This is a genomic window from Streptomyces melanosporofaciens, assembly GCF_900105695.1.
Classification (GTDB): Bacteria; Actinomycetota; Actinomycetes; order Streptomycetales; family Streptomycetaceae; genus Streptomyces; species Streptomyces antimycoticus.
Genome location: NZ_FNST01000002.1, coordinates 2,883,409 through 2,903,644 on the forward strand (window position 1 = coordinate 2,883,409; position 20,236 = coordinate 2,903,644).

Annotated in this window: 19 protein-coding genes and 1 tRNA gene; 6 read left to right on the forward strand and 14 right to left on the reverse strand. The window is 70.9% G+C overall.

Annotated features, from left to right (window positions below; all coding sequences use genetic code 11):
- Positions 1 to 53: 53 nt before the first annotated feature.
- Positions 54 to 305 (reverse strand): acyl carrier protein, encoded by a 252-nt coding sequence (locus BLV72_RS14720; protein WP_014061562.1) that lies wholly within the window; start codon positions 303 to 305, stop codon positions 54 to 56.
- 575 nt (positions 306 to 880) lie between these two features.
- Between BLV72_RS14720 and BLV72_RS14725 the strand changes: the two genes are divergently transcribed.
- Both BLV72_RS14725 and BLV72_RS14730 read left to right on the forward strand, forming a co-directional pair.
- A complete protein-coding gene (locus BLV72_RS14725; protein ID WP_093462755.1) occupies positions 881 to 1,378 on the forward strand; it encodes a hypothetical protein in 498 nt (165 codons plus the stop codon).
- Positions 1,379 to 1,518: 140 nt separating this feature from the next.
- Complete coding sequence (locus BLV72_RS14730; protein WP_143059776.1) at positions 1,519 to 1,785, forward strand: hypothetical protein; 267 nt, start codon at positions 1,519 to 1,521, stop codon at positions 1,783 to 1,785.
- A 99-nt stretch (positions 1,786 to 1,884) separates the two neighbouring features.
- On the opposite strand, the gene BLV72_RS51055 is transcribed toward BLV72_RS14730, so the two are convergent.
- The 7 genes from BLV72_RS51055 to BLV72_RS14765 form a co-directional block, all read right to left on the reverse strand.
- The gene (locus tag BLV72_RS51055; protein WP_280143011.1) at positions 1,885 to 3,753 is read right to left on the reverse strand and encodes an AfsR/SARP family transcriptional regulator; all 1,869 of its coding nucleotides are present in this window, start codon (positions 3,751 to 3,753) and stop codon (positions 1,885 to 1,887) included.
- Positions 3,754 to 3,834: 81 nt separating this feature from the next.
- Positions 3,835 to 4,563: an IclR family transcriptional regulator gene (locus BLV72_RS14740; protein WP_093462758.1), complete on the reverse strand. Its 729-nt coding sequence runs from the start codon at positions 4,561 to 4,563 to the stop codon at positions 3,835 to 3,837.
- A 4-nt stretch (positions 4,564 to 4,567) separates the two neighbouring features.
- A complete protein-coding gene (locus BLV72_RS14745; RefSeq protein WP_059142797.1) occupies positions 4,568 to 5,311 on the reverse strand; it encodes a thioesterase II family protein in 744 nt (247 codons plus the stop codon).
- Between the two features lie 157 nt (positions 5,312 to 5,468).
- On the reverse strand, positions 5,469 to 6,278 hold the full coding sequence (locus tag BLV72_RS14750; RefSeq protein ID WP_086711257.1) for a helix-turn-helix domain-containing protein: 810 nt from the start codon (positions 6,276 to 6,278) through the stop codon (positions 5,469 to 5,471).
- A gap of 116 nt (positions 6,279 to 6,394) precedes the next feature.
- Positions 6,395 to 7,126, reverse strand: a complete 732-nt coding sequence (locus BLV72_RS14755; protein ID WP_093462760.1) for a helix-turn-helix transcriptional regulator — start codon at positions 7,124 to 7,126, stop codon at positions 6,395 to 6,397.
- A 651-nt stretch (positions 7,127 to 7,777) separates the two neighbouring features.
- A complete protein-coding gene (locus tag BLV72_RS14760) occupies positions 7,778 to 8,035 on the reverse strand; it encodes a LysR family transcriptional regulator (protein ID WP_014061570.1) in 258 nt (85 codons plus the stop codon).
- A gap of 490 nt (positions 8,036 to 8,525) precedes the next feature.
- A tRNA-Thr gene (locus BLV72_RS14765) sits at positions 8,526 to 8,598 on the reverse strand.
- Between the two features lie 176 nt (positions 8,599 to 8,774).
- Here BLV72_RS14765 and BLV72_RS14770 point away from each other — a divergent pair.
- From BLV72_RS14770 to BLV72_RS14780, 3 genes are all read left to right on the forward strand, one after another.
- Positions 8,775 to 9,911 (forward strand): ABC transporter ATP-binding protein, encoded by a 1,137-nt coding sequence (locus tag BLV72_RS14770; protein WP_093470349.1) that lies wholly within the window; start codon positions 8,775 to 8,777, stop codon positions 9,909 to 9,911.
- A gap of 305 nt (positions 9,912 to 10,216) precedes the next feature.
- A complete protein-coding gene (locus BLV72_RS14775; RefSeq protein ID WP_093462761.1) occupies positions 10,217 to 10,636 on the forward strand; it encodes a hypothetical protein in 420 nt (139 codons plus the stop codon).
- Between the two features lie 132 nt (positions 10,637 to 10,768).
- Positions 10,769 to 11,569 (forward strand): nucleotidyltransferase family protein, encoded by an 801-nt coding sequence (locus tag BLV72_RS14780; RefSeq protein WP_093470350.1) that lies wholly within the window; start codon positions 10,769 to 10,771, stop codon positions 11,567 to 11,569.
- A gap of 410 nt (positions 11,570 to 11,979) precedes the next feature.
- Here BLV72_RS14780 and BLV72_RS14785 read toward each other — a convergent pair whose 3' ends face one another.
- The 6 genes from BLV72_RS14785 to BLV72_RS14810 all read right to left on the reverse strand — a co-directional run bounded on the left by BLV72_RS14785 (position 11,980) and on the right by BLV72_RS14810 (position 18,769).
- Positions 11,980 to 13,713, reverse strand: a complete 1,734-nt coding sequence (locus BLV72_RS14785) for a DoxX family protein (protein WP_093462763.1) — start codon at positions 13,711 to 13,713, stop codon at positions 11,980 to 11,982.
- A gap of 295 nt (positions 13,714 to 14,008) precedes the next feature.
- Positions 14,009 to 14,959 (reverse strand): 23S rRNA (guanosine(2251)-2'-O)-methyltransferase RlmB, encoded by a 951-nt coding sequence (gene rlmB / locus BLV72_RS14790; protein ID WP_059142771.1) that lies wholly within the window; start codon positions 14,957 to 14,959, stop codon positions 14,009 to 14,011.
- A gap of 177 nt (positions 14,960 to 15,136) precedes the next feature.
- A complete protein-coding gene (gene cysS, locus BLV72_RS14795; protein ID WP_093462764.1) occupies positions 15,137 to 16,534 on the reverse strand; it encodes a cysteine--tRNA ligase in 1,398 nt (465 codons plus the stop codon).
- Positions 16,535 to 16,673: 139 nt separating this feature from the next.
- The gene (gene ispF, locus BLV72_RS14800; RefSeq protein ID WP_093462766.1) at positions 16,674 to 17,174 is read right to left on the reverse strand and encodes a 2-C-methyl-D-erythritol 2,4-cyclodiphosphate synthase; all 501 of its coding nucleotides are present in this window, start codon (positions 17,172 to 17,174) and stop codon (positions 16,674 to 16,676) included.
- The gene (gene ispD, locus BLV72_RS14805) at positions 17,164 to 17,958 is read right to left on the reverse strand and encodes a 2-C-methyl-D-erythritol 4-phosphate cytidylyltransferase (RefSeq protein WP_093462767.1); all 795 of its coding nucleotides are present in this window, start codon (positions 17,956 to 17,958) and stop codon (positions 17,164 to 17,166) included. Before ispD ends, ispF begins: the two co-directional genes overlap by 11 nt.
- A 328-nt stretch (positions 17,959 to 18,286) precedes the next feature.
- A complete protein-coding gene (locus BLV72_RS14810; protein ID WP_009716930.1) occupies positions 18,287 to 18,769 on the reverse strand; it encodes a CarD family transcriptional regulator in 483 nt (160 codons plus the stop codon).
- 596 nt (positions 18,770 to 19,365) lie between these two features.
- On the opposite strand from BLV72_RS14810, the gene BLV72_RS14820 reads away from it, so the two are divergent.
- Positions 19,366 to 20,088 (forward strand): DUF461 domain-containing protein, encoded by a 723-nt coding sequence (locus BLV72_RS14820; RefSeq protein ID WP_093462768.1) that lies wholly within the window; start codon positions 19,366 to 19,368, stop codon positions 20,086 to 20,088.
- The last annotated feature ends 148 nt before the right edge of the window (positions 20,089 to 20,236 follow it).

A 20,236-nucleotide genomic window follows, 5' to 3' on the forward strand; every position in this document is an offset into this window, starting at 1 on the left:
CCGTCCCCCTCGTCCGCTGTTCCGGCCGTGTCCGCGATTACGAAAACGCCGCTTTACCAGCCGGCGGACTCGGCGACTACCTCGTAGACGCCCTTGAGGTGCACCATCCGGGGAAGTTCCGACTGGTCGATGGTGACGTGGAATTCCTTCTCGAGATTCGCGAGAATTTCGATGGAACGCAGCGAGTCAGCCGAGTGGTCCTCCTTGAAGAGGCTGGTCTCCGTGACCTCGTCCTCTTCGATCTCCAGAACGTCGCAGACGATCTCCTTGATCTTCTGCACCCGCTCCTCGTGCACCGAACTCATGGTGGATCCCCCACTTTCGAACAAGGCCGACCCGCAGGCCGTTTCCATTTCGGACTCGGATCTTTCTATGGCACCCCGCCATACCGCGCAATGCCCACTGCATAAAGCTGCCACAACCCGGTCGGCAGACCTGCCCGCTACCCGGATTCCCGCTCGACGGCGGTTATTTATCGGCGCTTCCTCCAGAACTATCCGCGCGGCCGGAACCGCGCAACAGCCGGTACAGGAAGCTGCCAGCGAGACGTTCTCGTCCGGCGCCATCCCCTGATCAGGGGCTCGGTTCCGTGGTCGGTTCGCACGGTGTGTCCGGGCCCCTGATCTCCTCCCCGGGCATGCCGCGACGGGTGCGCGGAGCACCACGGGCGCGCCGAAGGGAGACACCGACGGTCGTTCGGGGGATGACCACCGCCGGAGTCGGATCTCCCGCCGTCCACGTGCTGGACACGGGGTGTTCCGCCAACTGACTGGATTTTTATCCGAGTCCGCTGATCTTCCACAATGGCGCTAACAGGAAGGTGCCAGCACAACGCCCGCCCCCGCCGCGGGCCGGCGGAACACCATGACACCATCGGTCGGTGATCGAGCTCGGCTACTCCCTCTCCCACCGCTTCCCGGACCCGCCGCAGACGGACTACCGGAGCGCACCGGTCCAGGCCCTGCGCCACGACCTGTTCTGCGGCGATGTCTATCTGGCGGACACCGCGACCGACCGCGAACTGTCCACCGCCTGGGGATGGTTGCCGGTGCTGGACTTCGCCTGGGCGCTGTGCGACATCGTCGAACTGCTCGACCGGGATCCGCGCGGCAGCCGCTCGGCCACCCCCGTCCACGCGGAACTCGACTTCACCGAATCCACCGACCGGCTGCGCTTCGAACGGCGCTTCGGATGGGTGGACATCACCGCCGACTGGACACCGGCCACCGAGCCACCGCTGAATTTCTCCCATACCGCGCTGCGCCGGGAGGCCCGGGACTTCCTGCACGATCTGATCGCGGATCTGGTGGATCTGCACGACGGACTAGCGGACAACCCCGCCATCTGGAATCTGCAGGCCCGTTTTCCCCGCGTATAGCCGGACGGCGTACGGCCCACCGAACCGTCTATCACCGGCCTATAGCCACGGGCCTCCGCAGGAATAGGTCGGCCATAGGCGGGCATTCCATGCTGGTCCCGCGGACATGGATACCGGTCCGCACGAACCAGGGAGGTGCAGTGGAAAACGTATCGACCACTGAGATTCCGGCCGGAGTGGAACTCGATTTCACGGCCTGGCTGCGGCACCTGGAACGCCGGGACCTCGGCGATCCGGCTCAGTTCGCCGCGGTCGTCAGGGAGCTGGCGCTCGACCCGCACCGCACGGAGTACGCCGAGTACATCGGGTCCCGGCAGTCGCTGATGAGCGACGCCGGCGCCCGCTGGGCCAGCCTGGTGGCCATGCTCATCAACGCCGTTCACAGCACCATGGCGGACACGCCCTGAGGCGTCCGCCCCGGATCGGCCGCGCACGTCGGGCGGGGCCCGGCGACCACCAGGACCGCCGGGGACCCGGCCCGGAGAAGCCCCGTAGGGCCGGCCCGATCAGCCCGTGACGTGCACCGGTGGCCGCGGCCCCGGGCCCCGGCCCCGCTGCTCACGGGCGAACAGCCGCACCAACGGGCGGTACCGGTACCGCAGTTGATCCCCGTCGGCGACGATGTCCAGCAGCCGGACCTCCGAGATCGACTCCAGCACGTCCTCGGTCCGCCCCTCCGGCCACCGCAGCTCCACGGCCGCCTGACGCGCCGTGAACGCGGAGCCCGTCTCCCGATGCGCCAGCACCCGGAACGCGTACCGGGCCGTCGGCGCCAGCCGGGCGTGACAGCGGCCCAGGGTCGCCCGCACATCGAGGCTGCCCAGGGACAGCTCGCCCAGCCGCCGGTCCGCGGGCGCCAGCCGGTCCGCCAGATGCGCCAGCCGCCACTGCGGATACGCCGCCAGCCGCGCCGCGCAGATCCGCAGCGCGAGCGGAAGCCCGTCGCACCGCGCCACGATCCGGTCGGCCGCCTCCGGCTCCGCCGCCACCCTCCCCGGCCCCGCGAGCGCCGCCAGCAGCAGCCGCCCCTCCGCGGCGTCCAGCGGATCCAGCCGCACCAGGCGCACCCCCTCCACCGAGGTGAGCGAGGAGTGGCCGGTGATCAGGGTGCGGCAGCCGTCGCCGTTCACCAGCAGCGGGCGCACCTGCCGGTCCTCGACCGCGTTGTCCAGCACCACCAGCGCCCGGCGGCCGTCCAGCCGGCTGCGGTACAGCTGCGCCCGCTCGTCCAGGGCGGCGGGCAGATCGTGATGGCCCGCGCCGAGGGCCCGCAGGAACCAGCCGAGCACATCCAGCGGATCCTTGGGCCCGCCGTCCTCCTCCCGCAGGTCGGCATAGAGCTGCCCGTGCGGGAAGTCCTCACGGCACCGGTGCGCGGCGTGCACCGCCAGCGCCGAGGTGCCCGTACCCGGAGCGCCGGTCAGCACCGTCGCCCCGCCGCGCCCGGGCGCCCGCAGCCCGTTCACGACGACCGCGAGCTGCTCGGCGCGCCCGCTCAGATCGCCGATGTCGGTCGGCAGCATGGCCGGCACCAGACCGGCCCAGATGTCCCCGGCCATCGACTCGGGTCCGGGGACGCCGGCCCGCCCCGCCTTGTGCAGCCGCACCCGGACCGGCTCCGGGGCGGCCGGGCCGGGCAGATCCCCGCGCAGCACGCCGTGGTGGACATGGCGCAGTCCCGCGCCGGGGTCCATCCCGAGCTCGTCGCGCAGCACCCGCCGTCCGCGCTCGTAGACCGCCAGCGCGTCCGCCCGCCGATCACACCGGTACAGGGCGGTCATCAACTGGCCGCGCAGCGCCTCCCGGAGCGGATGCTCGGCCACCAGCCGGGTCAGTTCGGGTACGGACCGGGCGTGCCGGCCCAGCGCCAGCTCCGCCTCGATACGGTGCTCCACCGCGCTGATCCGGGCCTCCTCCAGACGCGGCAGCTCCGTCTCCTCCAGGAAGCCGGTCACATCCGACAGGGCGGGTCCGCGCCACAGCGCCAGGGCGGACTGCAACCGCTCGGCGGCGTCCGCGTACCGGCCGTCGGCGAGCTCCCCGCGCCCCTGCTCGGCCAGGCGCTGGAAATCCTCCCAGTCGAACCGGGCCCCGCTGTGGTCCATGGTGTAGCCCGGGCCCCGGCGGGCCAAGTGGAGCCAGGGGGCGCAGCGTTTGCGCAGCCGCGAGATATGGGTGTAGAGCTGCGCGGTCATCGTGACCGGCGGATTGCGCCCCCACAGCAGCTCGCTGAGCCGGTCGTCCGAGACCACCCGGCCGCCGGAGAGCAGCAGGGCGGCCAGTACGGTCCGCTGTTTGGCACCGTCGACGGGCAACAGCCGCCCGTCCACGCGCACCTCCACCGGTCCGAGGATTCCGAACTCCACCTGCCGCACAGCTGCCTCCCCACGGCCTCGGTGTCGTTCGGCCCGACCACCCCCGCCCTCGTCCCACCCAGCCCCGCAGTCCGCGAGGCGTCAGCAACCTGACAACTCGGCGATCCGCACCGCCGCGTCGATCGCCGCACAGCCGAACTGCTGCCCCGGATTGCGGCCCACCCGGCTGATCGGCCCGGAGAGCGACAGCGCCGCGATCACCCGCCCGTCCGGCGAACGCACCGGCGCCGAGACGGTCGCCGTGTCCGGCTCCCAGCCCCCGACGCTCTGCGCCCAGCCCCGCCGCCGTACGCCGGAGAGCATGGCCGCGGTGAACCGGGCCCCGCGCAGCGCCTCGTACAGCGCCTCGGGCTCCTCCCACGCGAGCAGCACCTGGGCCACCGCCCCGGACTTCATGGGAAACGCGGTGCCCACCGGCATCGGCTCACCGCCCAGCACCTCGGAGGAGGCCACACAGATCCGCATCCGGCCGCGGCGCCGGTGGAGCCGGGCGCTCGCCCCGGTCCGGGCGCTCACCTGCGCCAGCACCGGGCCCGCCTGGGCCTTCAGCCGGTCCTGGCGGGCCTCGACGACCATGTCGCCCAGCCGGGGGCCGAGGGCGAAGTGCCCGTGCCCGTCGCGGGCGACCAGTCCCAGCCGCTCCAGGGCCAGCACCAGCCGGTGCGCGGTGGGCCGTTTCAGACCGGTGTCGGAGACCAGCCGGGCCAGCGTGGCCGGGCCGCCCTCCAACACGCCCAGCAGCAGCGACGCCTTGTCGAGCACGCCCACTCCGCTCATCAGCGGCGGTGAGGTCATCGTCGAGTGGGCCATGAGTTCAGCCCAGATGCTCGGCGAGCGCGCGAACGACGGCGTCGCGCTGCTCCACCAGGTAGAAGTGGTGCCCCGGCAGCACCCGCAGTTCGAAGCCCGCCGGTGCCACCTCGCCCCAGGCGGCCATGTCCTCCGCGCTGATGTGCGGGTCGCCGTCCCCGACATGGGCCACCACCGGGCAGCCGACCGGCGCCGCGGTACGGGGACCGTACGTCCCGACCGCCTTGAAGTCCGCCCGGAGCGCCGGCAGCACCACCTCGCGCAGATCCGGGTCGTCCAGCAGCGCCCCATCGGTGCCGCCGAGCCCCCGCACCTCCTCCAGCAGCGCCTCGTCGCCGTCCAGGTAGGTGGTCTGGGGCGTCAGCTTGTGCGGCGCCTTCCGGCTGGAGACGAAGAGCGCCTGGAGGCGGATGCCGTACCGGCTCTCCAGCCGCAGCGCGACCTCGTACCCCACGGACGCGCCCATGCTGTGGCCGAAGAGGGTCAACGGCACGTCCGCGAAGGGCAGCAGGGCCGCGGTGACCTCGTCCGCCAAGTCCTCGATGCGGTCGATGCCCGGCTCCACGAGCCGTTCCTGCCGGCCCGGATAGCGCGTGGCGAGCACTTCCACGCCATAGTCGAAGGCGGTTCCCCAGCCATGGAAGAACCCGGCGGATCCCCCCGCGTGCGGCAGGCAGACCAGCCGCCTGCGCGGCGCCGCCTCGGTCCCGTATCTGCGGAACCACTTGCTGTCGATGCCGACGGCCATCTTCTCCACGCACCTCCTCGTCATCGTCGGCCGATCCCCCGTCGCCCTGGTGACCCGCCCCGCATTCCTTGCGGCCAGTTCTAGCCGCGCCCCGACGCACCGGGCAACGGCCCGTCATGAAGCTGCCGTGGGCTTCTGAAAAAAATGCGATGGCGTGTCACCGTCGCTCGCCGGGGGATTGCGAGATGAGCAGACCGAGTTCCGCGGCGCGTACTCCGGCCTGAAATCGTGAATTCGCCCCGAGTAACGCCATGATCTCCGCGACATATCTTCGGTAGGTGCGTACGGACATGGCGAGTTCCCGGGCCGCGACCTCGTCGGTCACCCCGGCCCGGAGCCGCTCGAGTATCTGCTGTGCGATATCCGCCCGTGTCTTGTCGCCGAATTCGATGCGGTCGGAGACCTCGACCGCGTTGCGCCACACCCCGTCGAAGAGCGCGACCAGCGGCTGGATGACACCGGGAGCGCGGACCACCGAGGCCCGGCGGCCGGCCACCGACGCGGCGCACACCAGCGCGTGTTCGTTGTCGGCGATCACAGCGACCAGCGCGGGGATCCGGGCCACCCGGGTCCGTACCCGCGGTTCGGCGGCATGCGCCGAGACGAACCGCCAGTCGAGCGTCGAGGGCGTGCACAGCAGCCGCACCCGGGAGGTCGTGCGCGCCGCCCCGGACAGCAGCGCGGTCAGGGCGTCGTGGACCGCCTCGGAGTACGCGGGCTCCGCGGCGAGCACCACATCGACGCGCGTAGTGGCATGGGTGACCAGCCGCGCCGCCGTCTCGACAGCGTCCTCATGGGCGTCGATGACGTCCACCAGGGAGTCGCGGTGCAGCTGGTTGCGGCGTCTGTCCACCGTGGACGCCAGGAGCGCGCTGACTTCCAGCAGCTCCCGTTCGAATTCATCGGCGGCCTCGACCGGAACGAGGTCGACCTCTCGACGGCTGCTGCCCGAAGCGCTCTCGGGCATCCCGGATGGCACACCACTCACCCCCCGTGTGAGTTCTTCATCGCGAATCAACCGCGGAACACCCACTCGTGTCCGCCCATCGGCGCGGCCCGCCCCGCACCGCGCCGCTCCACGGGTCAGCAGTCGGCCGTCGACAGCAGACCCAGCTCGACCGCCCGCACCCCCGCCTGAAAGCGGGAATTGGCCCCTAACGCCCGCATGATCTCCGCCACATGGCGCCGGTAGGTGCGCAACGAGACCTCGACCTCACGGGCCGCGACATCGTCGGTGTAGCCCTTGCAGAGCCGCTCCAGGATGCGCCGGGCGGACTCGGTGCGCAGCCGCTCGCTGATCCAGCGGTGCTCCGCGGGGCGCACCGCGCCCGACCACGCACCGGCGAACAGCAGATCCAGGGCCCGGACGGACGCCGTGTCCTCGATGACCGACACCACATCCCCTCCCCCGCGCTCCGCGGAGGACCGGACCATGGCCACGCCGCCGTCCACGATCAGCATCTCCATGACCGCGTCGACGACCTTGACCTGCGTGTTCACATCGCTTTCCATGGCGGCCCGGATCGCCGGGTCGGTGAGCGAACCGGGCGTGCACAGCAGCCGCACCGGAATGCGCTCATGGTCCGGCCCGTTCAGCCGGCGCAGCGCCGAGACCATGACCTCGGCCCGGTCACCGCCGGCGGGGAGCGCGATGCTGATGCCGTGCCGGGCCCGGTCCACGAGCGCCTCCACGGCGTTCGCAACGGCCGCGTCATTCCCCTTCATCGTCACCACGGCGTGCCGGGCCACGGTGCGACGGTGCAGATTCACCGTCGATTCGATCAATTTACGGGCCTGGAGCAGAGCCTGCACCACGCCGTCACGCCCCGGTTCGGGGCCGCCGGCTCCCGAAGCCGCGCTTATCGCCGCCTGTTCTCCCGCTCTCGCGGAAACAGGCGCCATTGCCAAACCTGTCACGCTTATTACCCCCGTTATGACACAACGATCACCAGCGAACCTCGGACCGGTGGGCCCGGGATGCGGCTGGGAGGTTGAAGTGAGTGACCATCCCCCTGAATGGCCAGGTATGTCCCGTCGATAAAGGTTGAAAGGCGGAACACTTCAATCATCGATGCGCGGCCGACAGTAGTTCCCACTCCTACGCCAGTCAATGCATCCGAGTTGGCCCAGAAAGAGCAGGTGGGCCGCCCCGTAACGCCCCCCCTTGGCCCCGCCGCGCGAACCCCCGAAGTTGTCAGCTAGCTGTAGCGCAACCCCGGGGCTCCCCCGCCTCCACCCTCGCGATCATCACTGTACGTATCGATGAGGAGGCTTTCAGCAAGCATCCCGGGATGTTTCTGTCCTGTTACTGCCAGCCAACACGGTGAATCGAGAATGACTCCGACAAGCCGCGAACCAGCGGGTCATATCACTCCAAACCCATGTGGCGATCATCCACATGAGGAGTTCCCGATTCCTGGGTGACGGCCGCCACAATCCGGACCGAAGTGGCGATTGCAGCATGCGTCAGGCCGCGGCGCAGACGCCCTTCATGCTGTCGATCAGCGCGAGCACCGCACGTGCGGACGGAAGAATCATGCGACCTTCTCTGGTGAGCTGCGCACCGGTGGAGTCGCGGGTGAAAAGCTTGGTGCCCAGCATCTGCTCCAGGCACTTGATTTGGTAGCTGATGGCCGGTTGTGAATAGCCGAGCGCCTTGGCCGCTTGATCCATACGCCCTATCTCAGCGATGGATACGAAAGCGCGGAACTCCCGCTCATGCATTTTGCCCCCTGTCCGGCGACCACCAACCGGTGGCCGTCGAGAACCCGTCGCCAAGAACGCACGGGTTATCCGATCCGTCGAGACCATATCAACGTACTCAATCTCGGAAGGCAACATCCGGTGCAGGAAGCTGCAATGCGACGGGCCGCGAAGACTTCACAGGAGCGGAACATGCTGCAACACCGGAGGTGAAGAACCCGGGCCCGAGGAAAGTTCACCCCGCGTTCACCGCACACAGCGCGAGTTGCCCGAACGCCCAGACGGAACCCTCCGGGACATGCCGCCGCCCGCCCGGCCGCGCCCTCCACCGGACGGACCCCACCGCCCGGGCTCCGCCGACCTGCCCCACGAGCCGCCCGAGTCGCCGACCGACACGCTTCACCGTCACGAAAGCCCGCCATCGTCGATGGCGGGCTTTCGTGATTCAGCCGTGGATGTCAAGCGCCCCGGAGGACAGGCCATCCGGGGCTTCTTCCCTGCTCGGGCTCAGAGCCGACTGTCGGGTTCGAACCGACGACCTTCGCTTTACAAGAGCGGTGCTCTACCAGCTGAGCTAAGTCGGCATCCCCAGCAGTGTACCCGTCCCCGGGGCGTGATCCGTTCGAAAATTCCCGGGGCTCACCTAGAGACAGGGCCGCCCTGTCCGGTATAGCGTCACGCCAATCCACCTCCGGTGGACTAGACCCCTCCTTTACTCGGATCGTCCGGCACGTTCCTGCCGGTGAAGGGACAGATCACCATGGCCACGGTCACGTACGACAAGGCAACCCGGGTGTACCCGGGCACTGAGAAGCCCGCTGTCGATCAGCTCGACATCGCCATCGAGGACGGCGAGTTCCTCGTCCTCGTCGGCCCCTCCGGCTGCGGAAAGTCCACCTCCCTGCGGATGCTCGCGGGGCTGGAGGACGTCAACGGCGGGTCCATCCGGATCGGTGACCGGGACGTCACCCACCTGCCGCCGAAGGACCGGGACATCGCCATGGTGTTCCAGAACTACGCGCTGTACCCGCACATGTCCGTCGCCCAGAACATGGGCTTCGCGCTCAAGATCGCCGGCGTCAACAAGACCGAGATCCGGCAGAAGGTCGAGGACGCGGCGAAGATCCTCGACCTCACCGAGTACCTGGAGCGCAAGCCGAAGGCGCTGTCCGGTGGTCAGCGGCAGCGTGTGGCGATGGGCCGGGCGATCGTCCGGGAGCCGCAGGTGTTCCTCATGGACGAGCCGCTGTCCAACCTGGACGCCAAGCTCCGTGTGCAGACCCGTACGCAGATCGCCAGCCTGCAGCGGCGGCTCGGGATCACCACGGTGTACGTCACCCACGACCAGGTCGAGGCCATGACCATGGGCGACCGGGTGGCGGTGCTGAAGGACGGCCTGCTGCAGCAGGTCGACTCGCCCCGCAACATGTACGACCGCCCCGCCAACCTCTTCGTCGCGGGCTTCATCGGCTCGCCGGCGATGAACCTCGTCGAGGTGCCGATCACCGACGGCGGTGTGAAGTTCGGCAACAGCGTCGTCCCGGTCTCGCGTGAGGCGCTGAGCGCCGCGGCCGACAAGGGTGACCGCACAGTCACCGTGGGCGTCCGGCCCGAGCACTTCGACGTGGTCGAGCAGAACGGCGGCGCCGCCAAGGCCCTCACCAAGGCGTCCGACGACGCCCCGGCCGGTCTCGCCGTCACCGTCAACGTCGTCGAGGAGCTCGGCGCCGACGGCTATGTCTACGGCGCCGCCGAGGTCGGCGGCGAGGACAAGGACCTGGTCGTCCGCGTGAACGGGCGCCAGGTGCCGGAGAAGGGCGCGCAGTTGCACGTCGTGCCGCGGCCGGGCGAGATGCACGTCTTCTCGACCTCCACCGGGGAGCGCCTCAGCGACTGAGCACGCTGACCTGTCAGTCGTTCCGACGGCGCCGTTCGTCCGCTCCTGCGGACGGGCGGCGCCGTCGCGTTGCGCGGGGGCGGTTGTCGTCTTGCGCGGGGGGCGGTAGTCGCGTTGTTGCGTTGTTGCGTTGTCGATAAATTCCCCGACATTTCGACCATTTCGTCCCCGAGCGTCAACCTCCCGATCGCCGAAGCGGGTTTTCCATCACCCAGCCTGGTGACGGAATGTCGCCAAATCGTCGCTCCTCGCTACGATCACGGCGTACCGCAGTCCCGTACCACCCACCCGCGAGGAACTACCCCGTGAACACCGCAGCCCGCCGCATCGGCAGAACGCTCGCTCTCGTCCTCCCCGTCGTGCTCGTCCTCTCCGGCACCCTCGCGGTCACCCGCGTCCCCTGGGCCTCGCCGAGCTCCGAGTCGCAGATCCTCACCGCCTCCTCCGATCGGGCGTCCACCCACGCCACCCACCGGGCCCCGCATGAGCTGCTGCGCGACCGGCTGCTGGCCGAGCTCCAGGAGAAGAACCCCTCCGTGGCGCTCACCCACCTCCAGGCCGCGACCGCCGAACGGCCCTCGCTCGCCCAGCACTGCGCCTCCATCGCCCGTGCGCTGGGCCGCGCCGCGGTCGCCAAGTACGGCGGTGTGAGCCGCGCCCAGGCGTACGCCCGGCCCGTCTGCGACACCTCGTTCGCCTCCGGTATCACCCAGGCGTACCGCTGACCGCGTCACCCGTCCCGCCGAGGCCACGCGGATCCCGCCGTGGCCCGTACCGCCCGTGCTCTTCCCGCTCTTGCCGCCGTTCCCGCTCCGGCTCCGCCTGCGGCGGTCCTCCCACCGCATATGGTGCGGTTCATGAGCGATGACGACGAGCGCAGACCCGGGCATCCCCACCAGAGCGCGCGCCCCACACAAGCCGTCGTCCTGGCCGGAGGCCAGGGCTCACGGCTGCGTCCGTACACCGACGACCGCCCCAAGCCGATGGTCGAGATCCCGGGCACCGGGACCCCGATCATCGGCCATCAGCTCGCCTGGCTGGCCGCCGAGGGCGTCACCGACGCCGTGGTCTCCTGCGGCCACCTCGCCGCCGTCCTCCAGGACTGGCTCGAGACGGCGGACCTGCCGCTGCGGGTGCGGACCGTCGTCGAGAAGGAGCCGCTGGGGCGCGGCGGCGGCCTGAAGTTCGCTGCCGCCCGTCTCCCCGAGCCCGACCAGCCCTGGTACGCCACCAACGGCGACATCTGGACCCGCTTCTCGCTCCGCGACATGGCGGACTTCCACGAGGAACGCGGGGCCACCGCCACGCTCGCCCTCGCCCGGCCGCGGATTCCGTGGGGCGCGGTGGAGACCAATGAATTCGGGCATGTCCTGGACTTCATCGAGTCGCCGCCCTCGCCGTATCTCATCAACGCGGGCGTCTACGTCTTCTCCGCCGCCTTCACCACGCTGCTGCCCGACCGGGGCGACCATGAGCGCACCACGTTCCCGCGCCTGGCGCGGGAACGGCGGCTGGCGGGCTTCCCGCTGCCCCAGGGCGCGTACTGGCGGGCCATCGACACCGCCAAGGACCTGACCGAGGCCGCGAAGGAACTCGCCTCGGGCCCAGCACCGCACGGCCACGGCTCCTTCGACACGGCACCGGTGCCACACGGCTGAGCGGCGGCGCGTGGGCGGCTGTGCGTGGGCGGCTCCCGGTGCTGGGGGCTTCGGTGCTGGGGGCTTCGGTGCTGGGGGCTTCGGTGCTGGGGGCATGAGTGCTTCGGTGCTCGGGCGCTCCGGCGGTCCCGTCCTCGGGGGCCCCGCTTCTGGGATGCCCCCGGTGCTCGGGTGCTTCGGTGCCCCGGCGATCCCGTCTCAGGTACTCGAGTGCCCCGCTGCTCGGGGCTCCGGTGCCCGCTGCTGGGGGGCTCGGGCGGTGCTTGGCGTGGCTCGTCGTCCGCCCGCGCGTCCGTCGTCCGCCCGCGGGCGAGGCGGTGCTGAGCGCGGGCACCGGCCGCCGCCCGCCCGCCGGGCCCTCGTCCGCCTGGACGCCTCGTCCATCCGGACGGTGCCCCGTTGGCCCCGGCTCAGCCGAGGAGGCCGCCCAAGGCGGCCTCGTCGGCGGCCGGGTCGCTGTAGGTCGACGTGTTGTCCTCCGGCGGGCCGCCCTCCGGACCGCCCGCGGACACCCCTCCTCCCGCGCCGCCCAGCGACGACGGGCCCGCCGTCGGGGCGAGGGGGTGGCGCGGAGAGCGGGGGGTGGTACCCAGGCCCGGGCGCGACCGCGATCCGTTGCTGGGGCGGTCGGACGTACCGGACGCCGAGCCCGTCGCGCTCGGCACCCCGGAGGAGGACGTCGACGCCGAGGCGGACGGCTTGGGGCGGTGCGGCAGCCGCTCGCGCGGCGACGGCGCACCGGCCGAGCCGTCGCCCGTGACCATCGGCCCGCGCTGCCCGCCGCGCGGGCTCTCCACGGACTTGCTGGGCAGCGGCGAGCCGGGCAGGTTGTTCGTCGGCATATCGCTCGGCTCCGGCGCCTTCACGACCTCCGAGGACCGTACGGCGGTGCCCAGCATCGAGCCCATCAGAAGCGTCAGCCCGGCGACCACCATCGCCATCACACCGCCGCGGCGCAGCACCCGGCGCCGCAGCTCCCACAGCTCGGCCCGGGGGCCGAGCCGCCGCCATGCCTCGCCGGCGAGCCGGGCGTCCGCCGAGTAGACCGGCGCGCCCGCGATGACCAGCGGACTCCAGGCGGCGAGGTAGATGATGTCGGGCGCGTCGTAGACCGGCACCGTACGCCAGCTCACGGTGAGGATCAGCGCGGCGGACAGCAGCGCGCCGAACGAGGCGGCCAGCCGCTGCCACAGCCCGAGCACGGTGAGCACCCCGACCACGATCTGCAGGAACGCCACGGTCAGCCCGGCGCCCACCGGATGCTCCAGCGCCAGGTCGCGCAGCGGCTCCGCGATCGGCCAGGGGTGCAGCGTACGCAGCCAGGTGACCATCGAACCGCGCTCGCCGCCGTCGAAATAGACGGGGTCGGAGAGCTTGCCCATCCCCGCGTAGACGGAGATGAAGCCGAGGAAGATGCGCAGCGGGAGCAGGACGACGCCGAGGTTCATCCGGCGCCCGGGGTAGTAGGCGTGGCGTACGGACTCGGAGTGGCGGCGCGGGCGCGGCACCGTGGCGCTCCGCGGCTCGGGCCCGTCGCCGTCGATGGCGCCCGGCCGTCCGGAGGACGCGCCGCGCCGCTCCGCCCCGGCCGCCCGGGCCGCCGCGCTGGCACCGCTCGCCTCGGCCGGGCCGTCCGCGTCCGGCCGGCGCCGCCCGCCGTACGACCGGGGCGCGTTCTCCGTACGGGAGCCGCGCGGGCCGATGACCGTGGGGGTGTCGTCGTCGAAGGCGATCCGCGGCAGCACCTGGGTGGCGCCCACGTCCTCGGCGCCCTCCCCGGACCGGGAACGGCCCAGACCATCGGACATGCCGTCGGACAGACGGTCCGAGAGGCCGTCGGACAGACTGTCGGTCAACCCCTCGGCGGAGTACCGCACGGCCTGCAGCAGCCGGGTCGCCGCGGCGTCCCCGCCGGGGCGGGTGCGGCCGCTCCACACCACGGGCGGCCGACGCCGGCCCGGGGCCGGGACGCGGGTGAGCCGGGCCGTGTTCGTCAGCGCGCTGCTGACGACCGGGGCGCTGAGCTGCACCCGGAAGCTCGGGGCGTTGACGGCGACCTGCGCGGGATCGCATGGCACCTTGGCCATGGTCAGCTGTGGCTCGTCGTCGAATCCCCGCGCGCTTCCCGCCAGGGGCGAAGGCATGCGGGCTTTTCTGGTCTCCACGCCCAACTAACCGAGTGACGGACGGGAAAGACACTGCCGGGGACGTCCCGATCTGTCCGAGGCCCGTCAAGATCATCGGTCGCGGGACCCGCCCGGGCCAGGGCACCCACGCCCCGGCCCACGACCGAACCGTGCGCGCCTTACGACCGCATCGGGCCCGCATCACTCAGCCCCTCCGGCGATTGAGGAGCGGGGTCTGGGGCGGAGCCCCAGCCGGGGGCCCGCCCAAGGACCAAGGCACCAAGGCACCAAGGCACCCGCGCCTAAGGCCCACCTACGCCCGGCGCCGAGCCGCCTCGTACAGGACGACGCCCGCCGCCACGCCCGCGTTGAGCGACTCCGCGCCGCCCGGCATCGGAATCCGCACCCGCAGATCGCAGGTCTCGCCCACCAGCCGCGAGAGCCCCTTCCCCTCGCTGCCGACGACGATCACGAGCGGGCCGTCCAGCGCCTCGACGTCCTGCAGTTCGACCTCGCCGTCCGCGGCCAGCCCGACCACCGTCAGGCCCGCCTTCTGGTAAGCCTCCAGCGTCCGGGTGAGGTTGGTCGCGCGGGCGACCGGGGTGCGGGCGGCGGTGCCCGCGGAGGTCTTCCAGGCGCCCGCGGTCATCCCGGCGGCGCGCCGCTCGGGTACCACCACGCCATGGCCGCCGAAGGCGGACACCGAGCGGACCACCGCGCCCAGGTTGCGCGGGTCGGTGACGCCGTCGAGGGCGACGATCAGCGGGTCCTCGCCGTCGTCGAAGGCGGCCGCGCTCAGGTCCTCGGGGTGGGCGTACTCGTACGGCGGGACCTGGAGCACCACACCCTGGTGGTTCAGGCCGTTCGTCATCCGGTCGAGCTCGGGCTTGGGCGCCTCCATGAGGTGGATGCCGCCGCGGTCGGCGGCCAGCTTCAGCGCCTCGCGCACCCGGTCGTCGCTGTCGATGAACTGCTGCACATACAGGGTGTTCGCCGGAACGCCCTCGCGCAGCGCCTCGACCACCGGGTTACGGCCCACCACCAGTTCGCTCGAGCCCTTGCCGCCGCGGCGCGCGACGGGGCGCTTGGCCGCCTGGCGAGTCCGCGCGTTGGCGATCCGCTGCTTGGCATGTCCCTTACGCATCTCGGCGGGCGGGGTCGGCCCCTTGCCCTCGAGGGAGCGGCGCCGCTTACCTCCGCTACCGACCGTCGCACCCTTCTTGTTGCTGGTACGGCGGTTCCTGCGCTGGCTGTTGCCGGCCATGAATGGTCACCTGTCTCTTCACTGCTCAGCGCTGCTCAGCAAGCGGCTCGGACGCCGACGTCACCCGTCTGTGAGGTCAAAGGCGTCAGTGCGGTCATTTGTACGGTCACAAGTGTGCCGCCCGGGGCGCCGGGCGGCACAACACCGGAGGTCAGGGCCTCACGGGAGGTCAGGGCCTCAGCGCTGGCCCAGCTCCCAGCGCGGTCCGGACGGGGTGTCCTCGATCACCAGACCCGACTGCTGGAGCTGATCGCGGATCGCGTCCGCCGTCGCGTAATCCTTACGGGTCCGCGCGGCCTGCCGCTGCTCCAGAACCAGCCGGACGAGCGAGTCGACCACGCCGTGCAGATCCTCACCGCGGTCCGAACCGCCCGCCCAGTGCTCATCGAGCGGATCGAGGCCCAGCACGCCCAGCATGGCCCGCACCTCGGCGAGCCGGGCGACCGCCGCCTCCTTGTCGTCGGCGGTCAGGGCGGAGTTCCCCTGGCGGACGGTGGTGTGGACGACCGCGAGCGCCTGCGGCACCCCGAGGTCGTCGTCCATCGCCTCCGCGAAGGCGGGCGGCACCTCGGCCGAGGGCTCGACGGTCCCTGCCTTCTCCACCACGCGCTGGACGAAGCCCTCGATCCGCGCGAACGCCGACTCGGCCTCGCGCAGGGCCTCCTCGCTGTACTCGATCATCGACCGGTAGTGCGGGGTGCCCAGGTAGTAGCGGAGCACGATCGGACGCCAGCGCTTGACCATCTCGGAGACCAGCACCGAGTTGCCGAGCGACTTGCTCATCTTCTCGCCGCTCATGGTCACCCAGGCGTTGTGCGCCCAGTAGGCGGCGAAGTCGTCGCCGAACGCCTTGGCCTGCGCGATCTCGTTCTCATGGTGCGGGAAGATCAGGTCGACGCCGCCGCCGTGGATGTCGAAGGCGCGCCCGAGGTACTTGTGCGCCATCGCCGAGCACTCCAGGTGCCAGCCGGGACGGCCGCGCCCCCACGGGGTCTCCCAGCTCGGCTCCCCCGGCTTCGCCGCCTTCCACATGGCGAAATCACGCGGGTCGCGCTTGCCGATCTCGCCCTCGCCGGAGGGCTGGCGCAGTCCGTCCAGATCCTGGTTGGAGAGCTTCAGATACTCGGGGAACGAGCGCACATCGAAGTAGACATTGCCCTCGGCGGCATAGGCATGGCCCCGGTCGATCAGCTCCCGCATCATCTCGATCATCTCGGGGACATGACCGGTCGCCCGCGGCTCATAGGTCACGGGCAGGCAGCCGAGGATGTCGTACGCCCGGTTGAAGGCGCGCTCGTTCTCGTAGCCGATCGCCCACCACGGCCGCTTCTGCTCCGCCGACTTCGCGATGATCTTGTCGTCGATGTCGGTGACATTGCGGATGAACGTCACGTCGTAGCCGCGGTGGGCGAACCAGCGGCGCATGATGTCGAAGTTCAGCCCCGACCTGATGTGCCCGATGTGCGGGGCCGCCTGCACGGTCGCGCCACACAGGTAGATCGAGACACAGCCCGGCCTGAGCGGGGTGAAGTCACGGATCTGCCGGGCGCTGGTGTCGTACAGGCGAATAGTCACGCATCAAGGGTAGTGGGAAGTGAACGGTGCCCTGTGCGCCTTCCCCGGCGGGGACACGCAAGCGTGACACTCGGGACGAAACCGGGGCGTGGGACGAGCGGACAGCAGCCGACGGGGCCCCTGCCCCTTTTGCTCCCCGTTACCGCCGGACCACCAGCGCCGTGGCGATCGCCGCGAGGCCCTCGGCGCGGCCGGTCAGGCCCAGGCCGTCCGTGGTCGTACCGGATACCGAGACGGGGGCGCCCACCGCCGCCGTCAGCGCCTTCGTCGCTTCTTCGCGCCGCTTGCCGATCTTGGGGCGCACGCCGATCACCTGGATCGCCACATTGCCGATCTCGAAGCCCGCGTCCCGCACGATCCGGGCCGCCTCGGCGAGCAGCGTGGTGCCCGCGGCGCCGGACCACTCGGGGCGGTCGGTGCCGAAGTGGGCGCCGAGATCGCCGAGCCCGGCGGCGGAGAACAGCGCGTCACAGGCGGCGTGCGCGGCCACATCGCCATCCGAGTGCCCGGCGAGTCCGTACCCTCCATACTCATCGCCTTCCCACAGCAGACCCGCGCACCACAGCTCACGGCCCTTCTCGAAGGCGTGCACATCCGTGCCGATACCCACCAGGGGGAGCGCCACCGCGTCAGAAGCCATCGTTCGCCCTCCTGCGGGCCAGAACCGCCTCGGCCAGCACCAGATCCAGCGGCCGGGTCACCTTGAACGCCTCCTCATGGCCGGGGACGACCACGACCTCGACGCCGAGCCGCTCCACCATGCCCGCGTCGTCCGTCGCGCCCTCGCCCTCCAGGGCGATCTTCTCGTGGGCGGCCACGAGCGTGGCACGGTCGAAGCCCTGCGGGGTCTGGACGGCGCGCAACAGCGCCCGCTCGGGGGTGCCGACGACAGGCTCGGGCTCACCGGCCCGCTCGCCGGTGCGCGGCTCGACCCGCTTGACGGTGTCGGTCAGCGGCAGCGCGGGGACGACGGCGGGCGACCCGTCCCGTACGGCGGCGGCGACCGCGTCCACCGTGTCCACGGGCACCAGCGGCCGCGCCGCGTCGTGCACCAGCACGGTGGTGACGGTCTCGGGGACGGCGGCCAGCCCCTTGCGCACCGACTCCTGGCGGGTCTCGCCGCCGGGCACGACCACCACCTCGGTGGTGTCGGTGAGGCTGCCGCTCAGCGGATACGCGTCCAGCAGCCGCCGTACCTCGTCGGCGCCGTCCGGCGGGGCGACCACGACGACGAGGGAGACGGAGCGGGATCCGGCCATCGCCCGTACGGCGTGGACGAGCATGGGCGTGCCGCTCAGCGGGCGCAGCGCCTTGGGGGCGCCCGGGCCCAGCCGCACACCGCGGCCCGCGGCGGGGATCACGGCGGCGGTGCGGGCGGGTCGGCCGGACGCACCGGAGCCGCCGTGATCCGGGGTCGCGGACATTGAGTTGGCGTTCAGGTTTGCTTCCTCAGCCGAGATGGGTATGGCCACAGCGTGCCGGGCGCGATGGCCCGACCGGCCCCTTCCGTGACGACCGGTCGAGTCAGCTGCCCGGGCCCGGCACACCTTGTACCGCGCACCGTGGCGTGGCTGAGCGCACCGGCACAGGGTGCGACGACCGGGGGCTCGCAAGAGATCACCGCGTGGAGATCCAAGAGATCACCGCATGGGGATCACAGCGTCCGGTGCGTACGCATGCCGCAGCGCCCGGCGACAGACGACTTAGCGGGAATAAGAGGTCTGAGTCACTCGGGCACCACGGCATTGATATTCAGGACGCGAGAACCTCGTCGAGCAGAGCCTCGGCCTTGTCCTCATTGGTGCTCTCGGCGAGCGCGAGCTCGCTCACCAGGATCTGGCGGGCCTTGGCGAGCATGCGCTTCTCACCGGCGGAGAGTCCGCGCTCACGCTCTCGGCGCCACAGATCACGCACGACCTCGGCCACCTTGATCACATCGCCGGAGGCGAGCTTCTCGAGATTTGCCTTGTAACGACGGGACCAGTTCGTCGGTTCTTCCGCATACGGTGCACGCAGCACCTCGAAGACCCGATCCAGCCCGTCCTGGCCGACCACATCACGCACACCGACGAACTCCGCATTGTCCGCCGGCACACGAACCGTCAGGTCACCCTGAGCGACCTTCAGCACCAAGTAGGTCTTGTCCACGCCTTTGATCTGGCGAGTTTCGATGGCCTCGATCAGCGCGGCCCCGTGATGGGGATAGACCACGGTGTCGCCAACCTTGAACGTCATGTGACAGGTACCCCTTCCGTGGCTATCCAGGGTAACACGGGAACGCCTTCTTCTGAATGGCGTTTTCGCAGGTCAGGGCATATCTCGGGGCTTGACAAGTGCGGCCGGAACGTGCTGCACGAGGCGTGCGGAACCGGGTATTCGCAGGTGGGAGCGGCTGTCCGGGCACCCGGAAACCCGCCCGTTACGCACCCGAAGAAGCCCGGACGAGTGGGCGTACGTCCCGTTTTGCCGGAGTCCGGTCGATGGACTTCCGCTACTCCGTTCGGATCAGGAGCGAGCGGTCCGGCCCCGATTCGCGAATTGATCACAGACTTGATCACACAGAGCGCATCAAGTGTGTGATCAATTCTCGGACATGCATGGATTCCTTACCGATAATCTCCCGTGTGAACGGCCGAGCCGATATTCGGGACTTCAGGACGGCGCCGTACGGACCTCGTAACGCACCCCGCAACCGGGCGCGCACGGGTGCGCCACCCGGGGCCGAGCGCCTTGGGGCGGGTCGGGTGCGGGCCGAAGCAGGCGGATCGGTAATCTAAGCGCGCTGATCCAATCTTTACCTCGTCTACCTCGTCCTAGGAGATGCCGCCGCCGTGAGCAGCAGCCTTCGACGCGGCGCCCTCGCCGCAGCCGCCATCGTGGTCTCGGTCGCCCCGCTCTCCGCCTGCGGAGCCGGGAACGACGCACAGACGCTGGAGGTCAAGCCCGACAACGCCGCGACCGCTGTCGGCGATATCAAGATCCAGAACGCCACGTTGGTGACCCAGCCGGACCGCGACGCGAAGGGCCCGGCCGTCGTCACCGGCCGGCTCTTCAACAACGGCAAGGGGGACCAGACCGTCAAGGCCATCACCCTCCCCGGCACCCATGCGCGGGTGAAGCTCAGCCCGGCCAAGGGCAAGAGCGGCCCGGTCGTCGTCCCGGCCGGCGGCTCGGTGGCCTTCGGCGGCGAGGGCAATGCCTCCGCCGTCATCAGCGACGGGCGCGAGGCCGCCCAGGACGGCAACGCGGAGCGGGTCGTCTTCGACCTCAGCTCGACCGGCGATATCCCGGTCACCGCGTTCGTGGTCCCGGCGACGAGCTACTTCAAGGGCTGGGGCCCGTCCAAGCTGCCGACGGCCAAGCCGACGGGCTCGGCGACGCCCGGTGGCAAGCCGAGCGATACGCCCAGTGGCAAGCCCAGCGGCACCCCGTCCGGCACGGCGACCGACAAGCCGGGCGACACGGCGAGCGGCCGGCCGGGCTCCGAGCAGAGCAGCGGCGCCCCGAACGGCATCGCGACGGGTGAGCCGAACCCGAACGGCGACGCTCACTGAGACCGTCACCCGGGCCGTCCCTGAGACCGGCCCCGGACATGCGCGAGGGCGGCCCTGGAACTTTCCAGGGCCGCCCTCGCGCATGGGTCCGGCTTTGCGCCTTATGGCTTACGGCTCGAACGTGTAGCCCAGACCCCGCACCGTCACC

Excerpts from the sequence above, each read along its gene's own strand:
- BLV72_RS14720 (WP_014061562.1), bottom strand. The coding sequence starts at position 305 with ATGAGTTCGGTGCACGAGGAGCGGGTGCAGAAGATCAAGGAGATCGTC.
- BLV72_RS14740 (WP_093462758.1), bottom strand. The coding sequence starts at position 4,563 with ATGGCCCACTCGACGATGACCTCACCGCCGCTGATGAGCGGAGTGGGC.
- BLV72_RS14745 (WP_059142797.1), bottom strand. The coding sequence starts at position 5,311 with ATGGCCGTCGGCATCGACAGCAAGTGGTTCCGCAGATACGGGACCGAG.
- BLV72_RS14750 (WP_086711257.1), bottom strand. The coding sequence starts at position 6,278 with ATGCCCGAGAGCGCTTCGGGCAGCAGCCGTCGAGAGGTCGACCTCGTT.
- BLV72_RS14760 (WP_014061570.1), bottom strand. The coding sequence starts at position 8,035 with ATGCATGAGCGGGAGTTCCGCGCTTTCGTATCCATCGCTGAGATAGGG.
- BLV72_RS14770 (WP_093470349.1), top strand. The coding sequence starts at position 8,775 with ATGGCCACGGTCACGTACGACAAGGCAACCCGGGTGTACCCGGGCACT.
- BLV72_RS14780 (WP_093470350.1), top strand. The coding sequence starts at position 10,769 with ATGAGCGATGACGACGAGCGCAGACCCGGGCATCCCCACCAGAGCGCG.
- BLV72_RS14785 (WP_093462763.1), bottom strand. The coding sequence starts at position 13,713 with ATGCCTTCGCCCCTGGCGGGAAGCGCGCGGGGATTCGACGACGAGCCA.
- rlmB (WP_059142771.1), bottom strand. The coding sequence starts at position 14,959 with ATGGCCGGCAACAGCCAGCGCAGGAACCGCCGTACCAGCAACAAGAAG.
- ispF (WP_093462766.1), bottom strand. The coding sequence starts at position 17,174 with ATGGCTTCTGACGCGGTGGCGCTCCCCCTGGTGGGTATCGGCACGGAT.
- ispD (WP_093462767.1), bottom strand. The coding sequence starts at position 17,958 with ATGTCCGCGACCCCGGATCACGGCGGCTCCGGTGCGTCCGGCCGACCC.
- BLV72_RS14810 (WP_009716930.1), bottom strand. The coding sequence starts at position 18,769 with ATGACGTTCAAGGTTGGCGACACCGTGGTCTATCCCCATCACGGGGCC.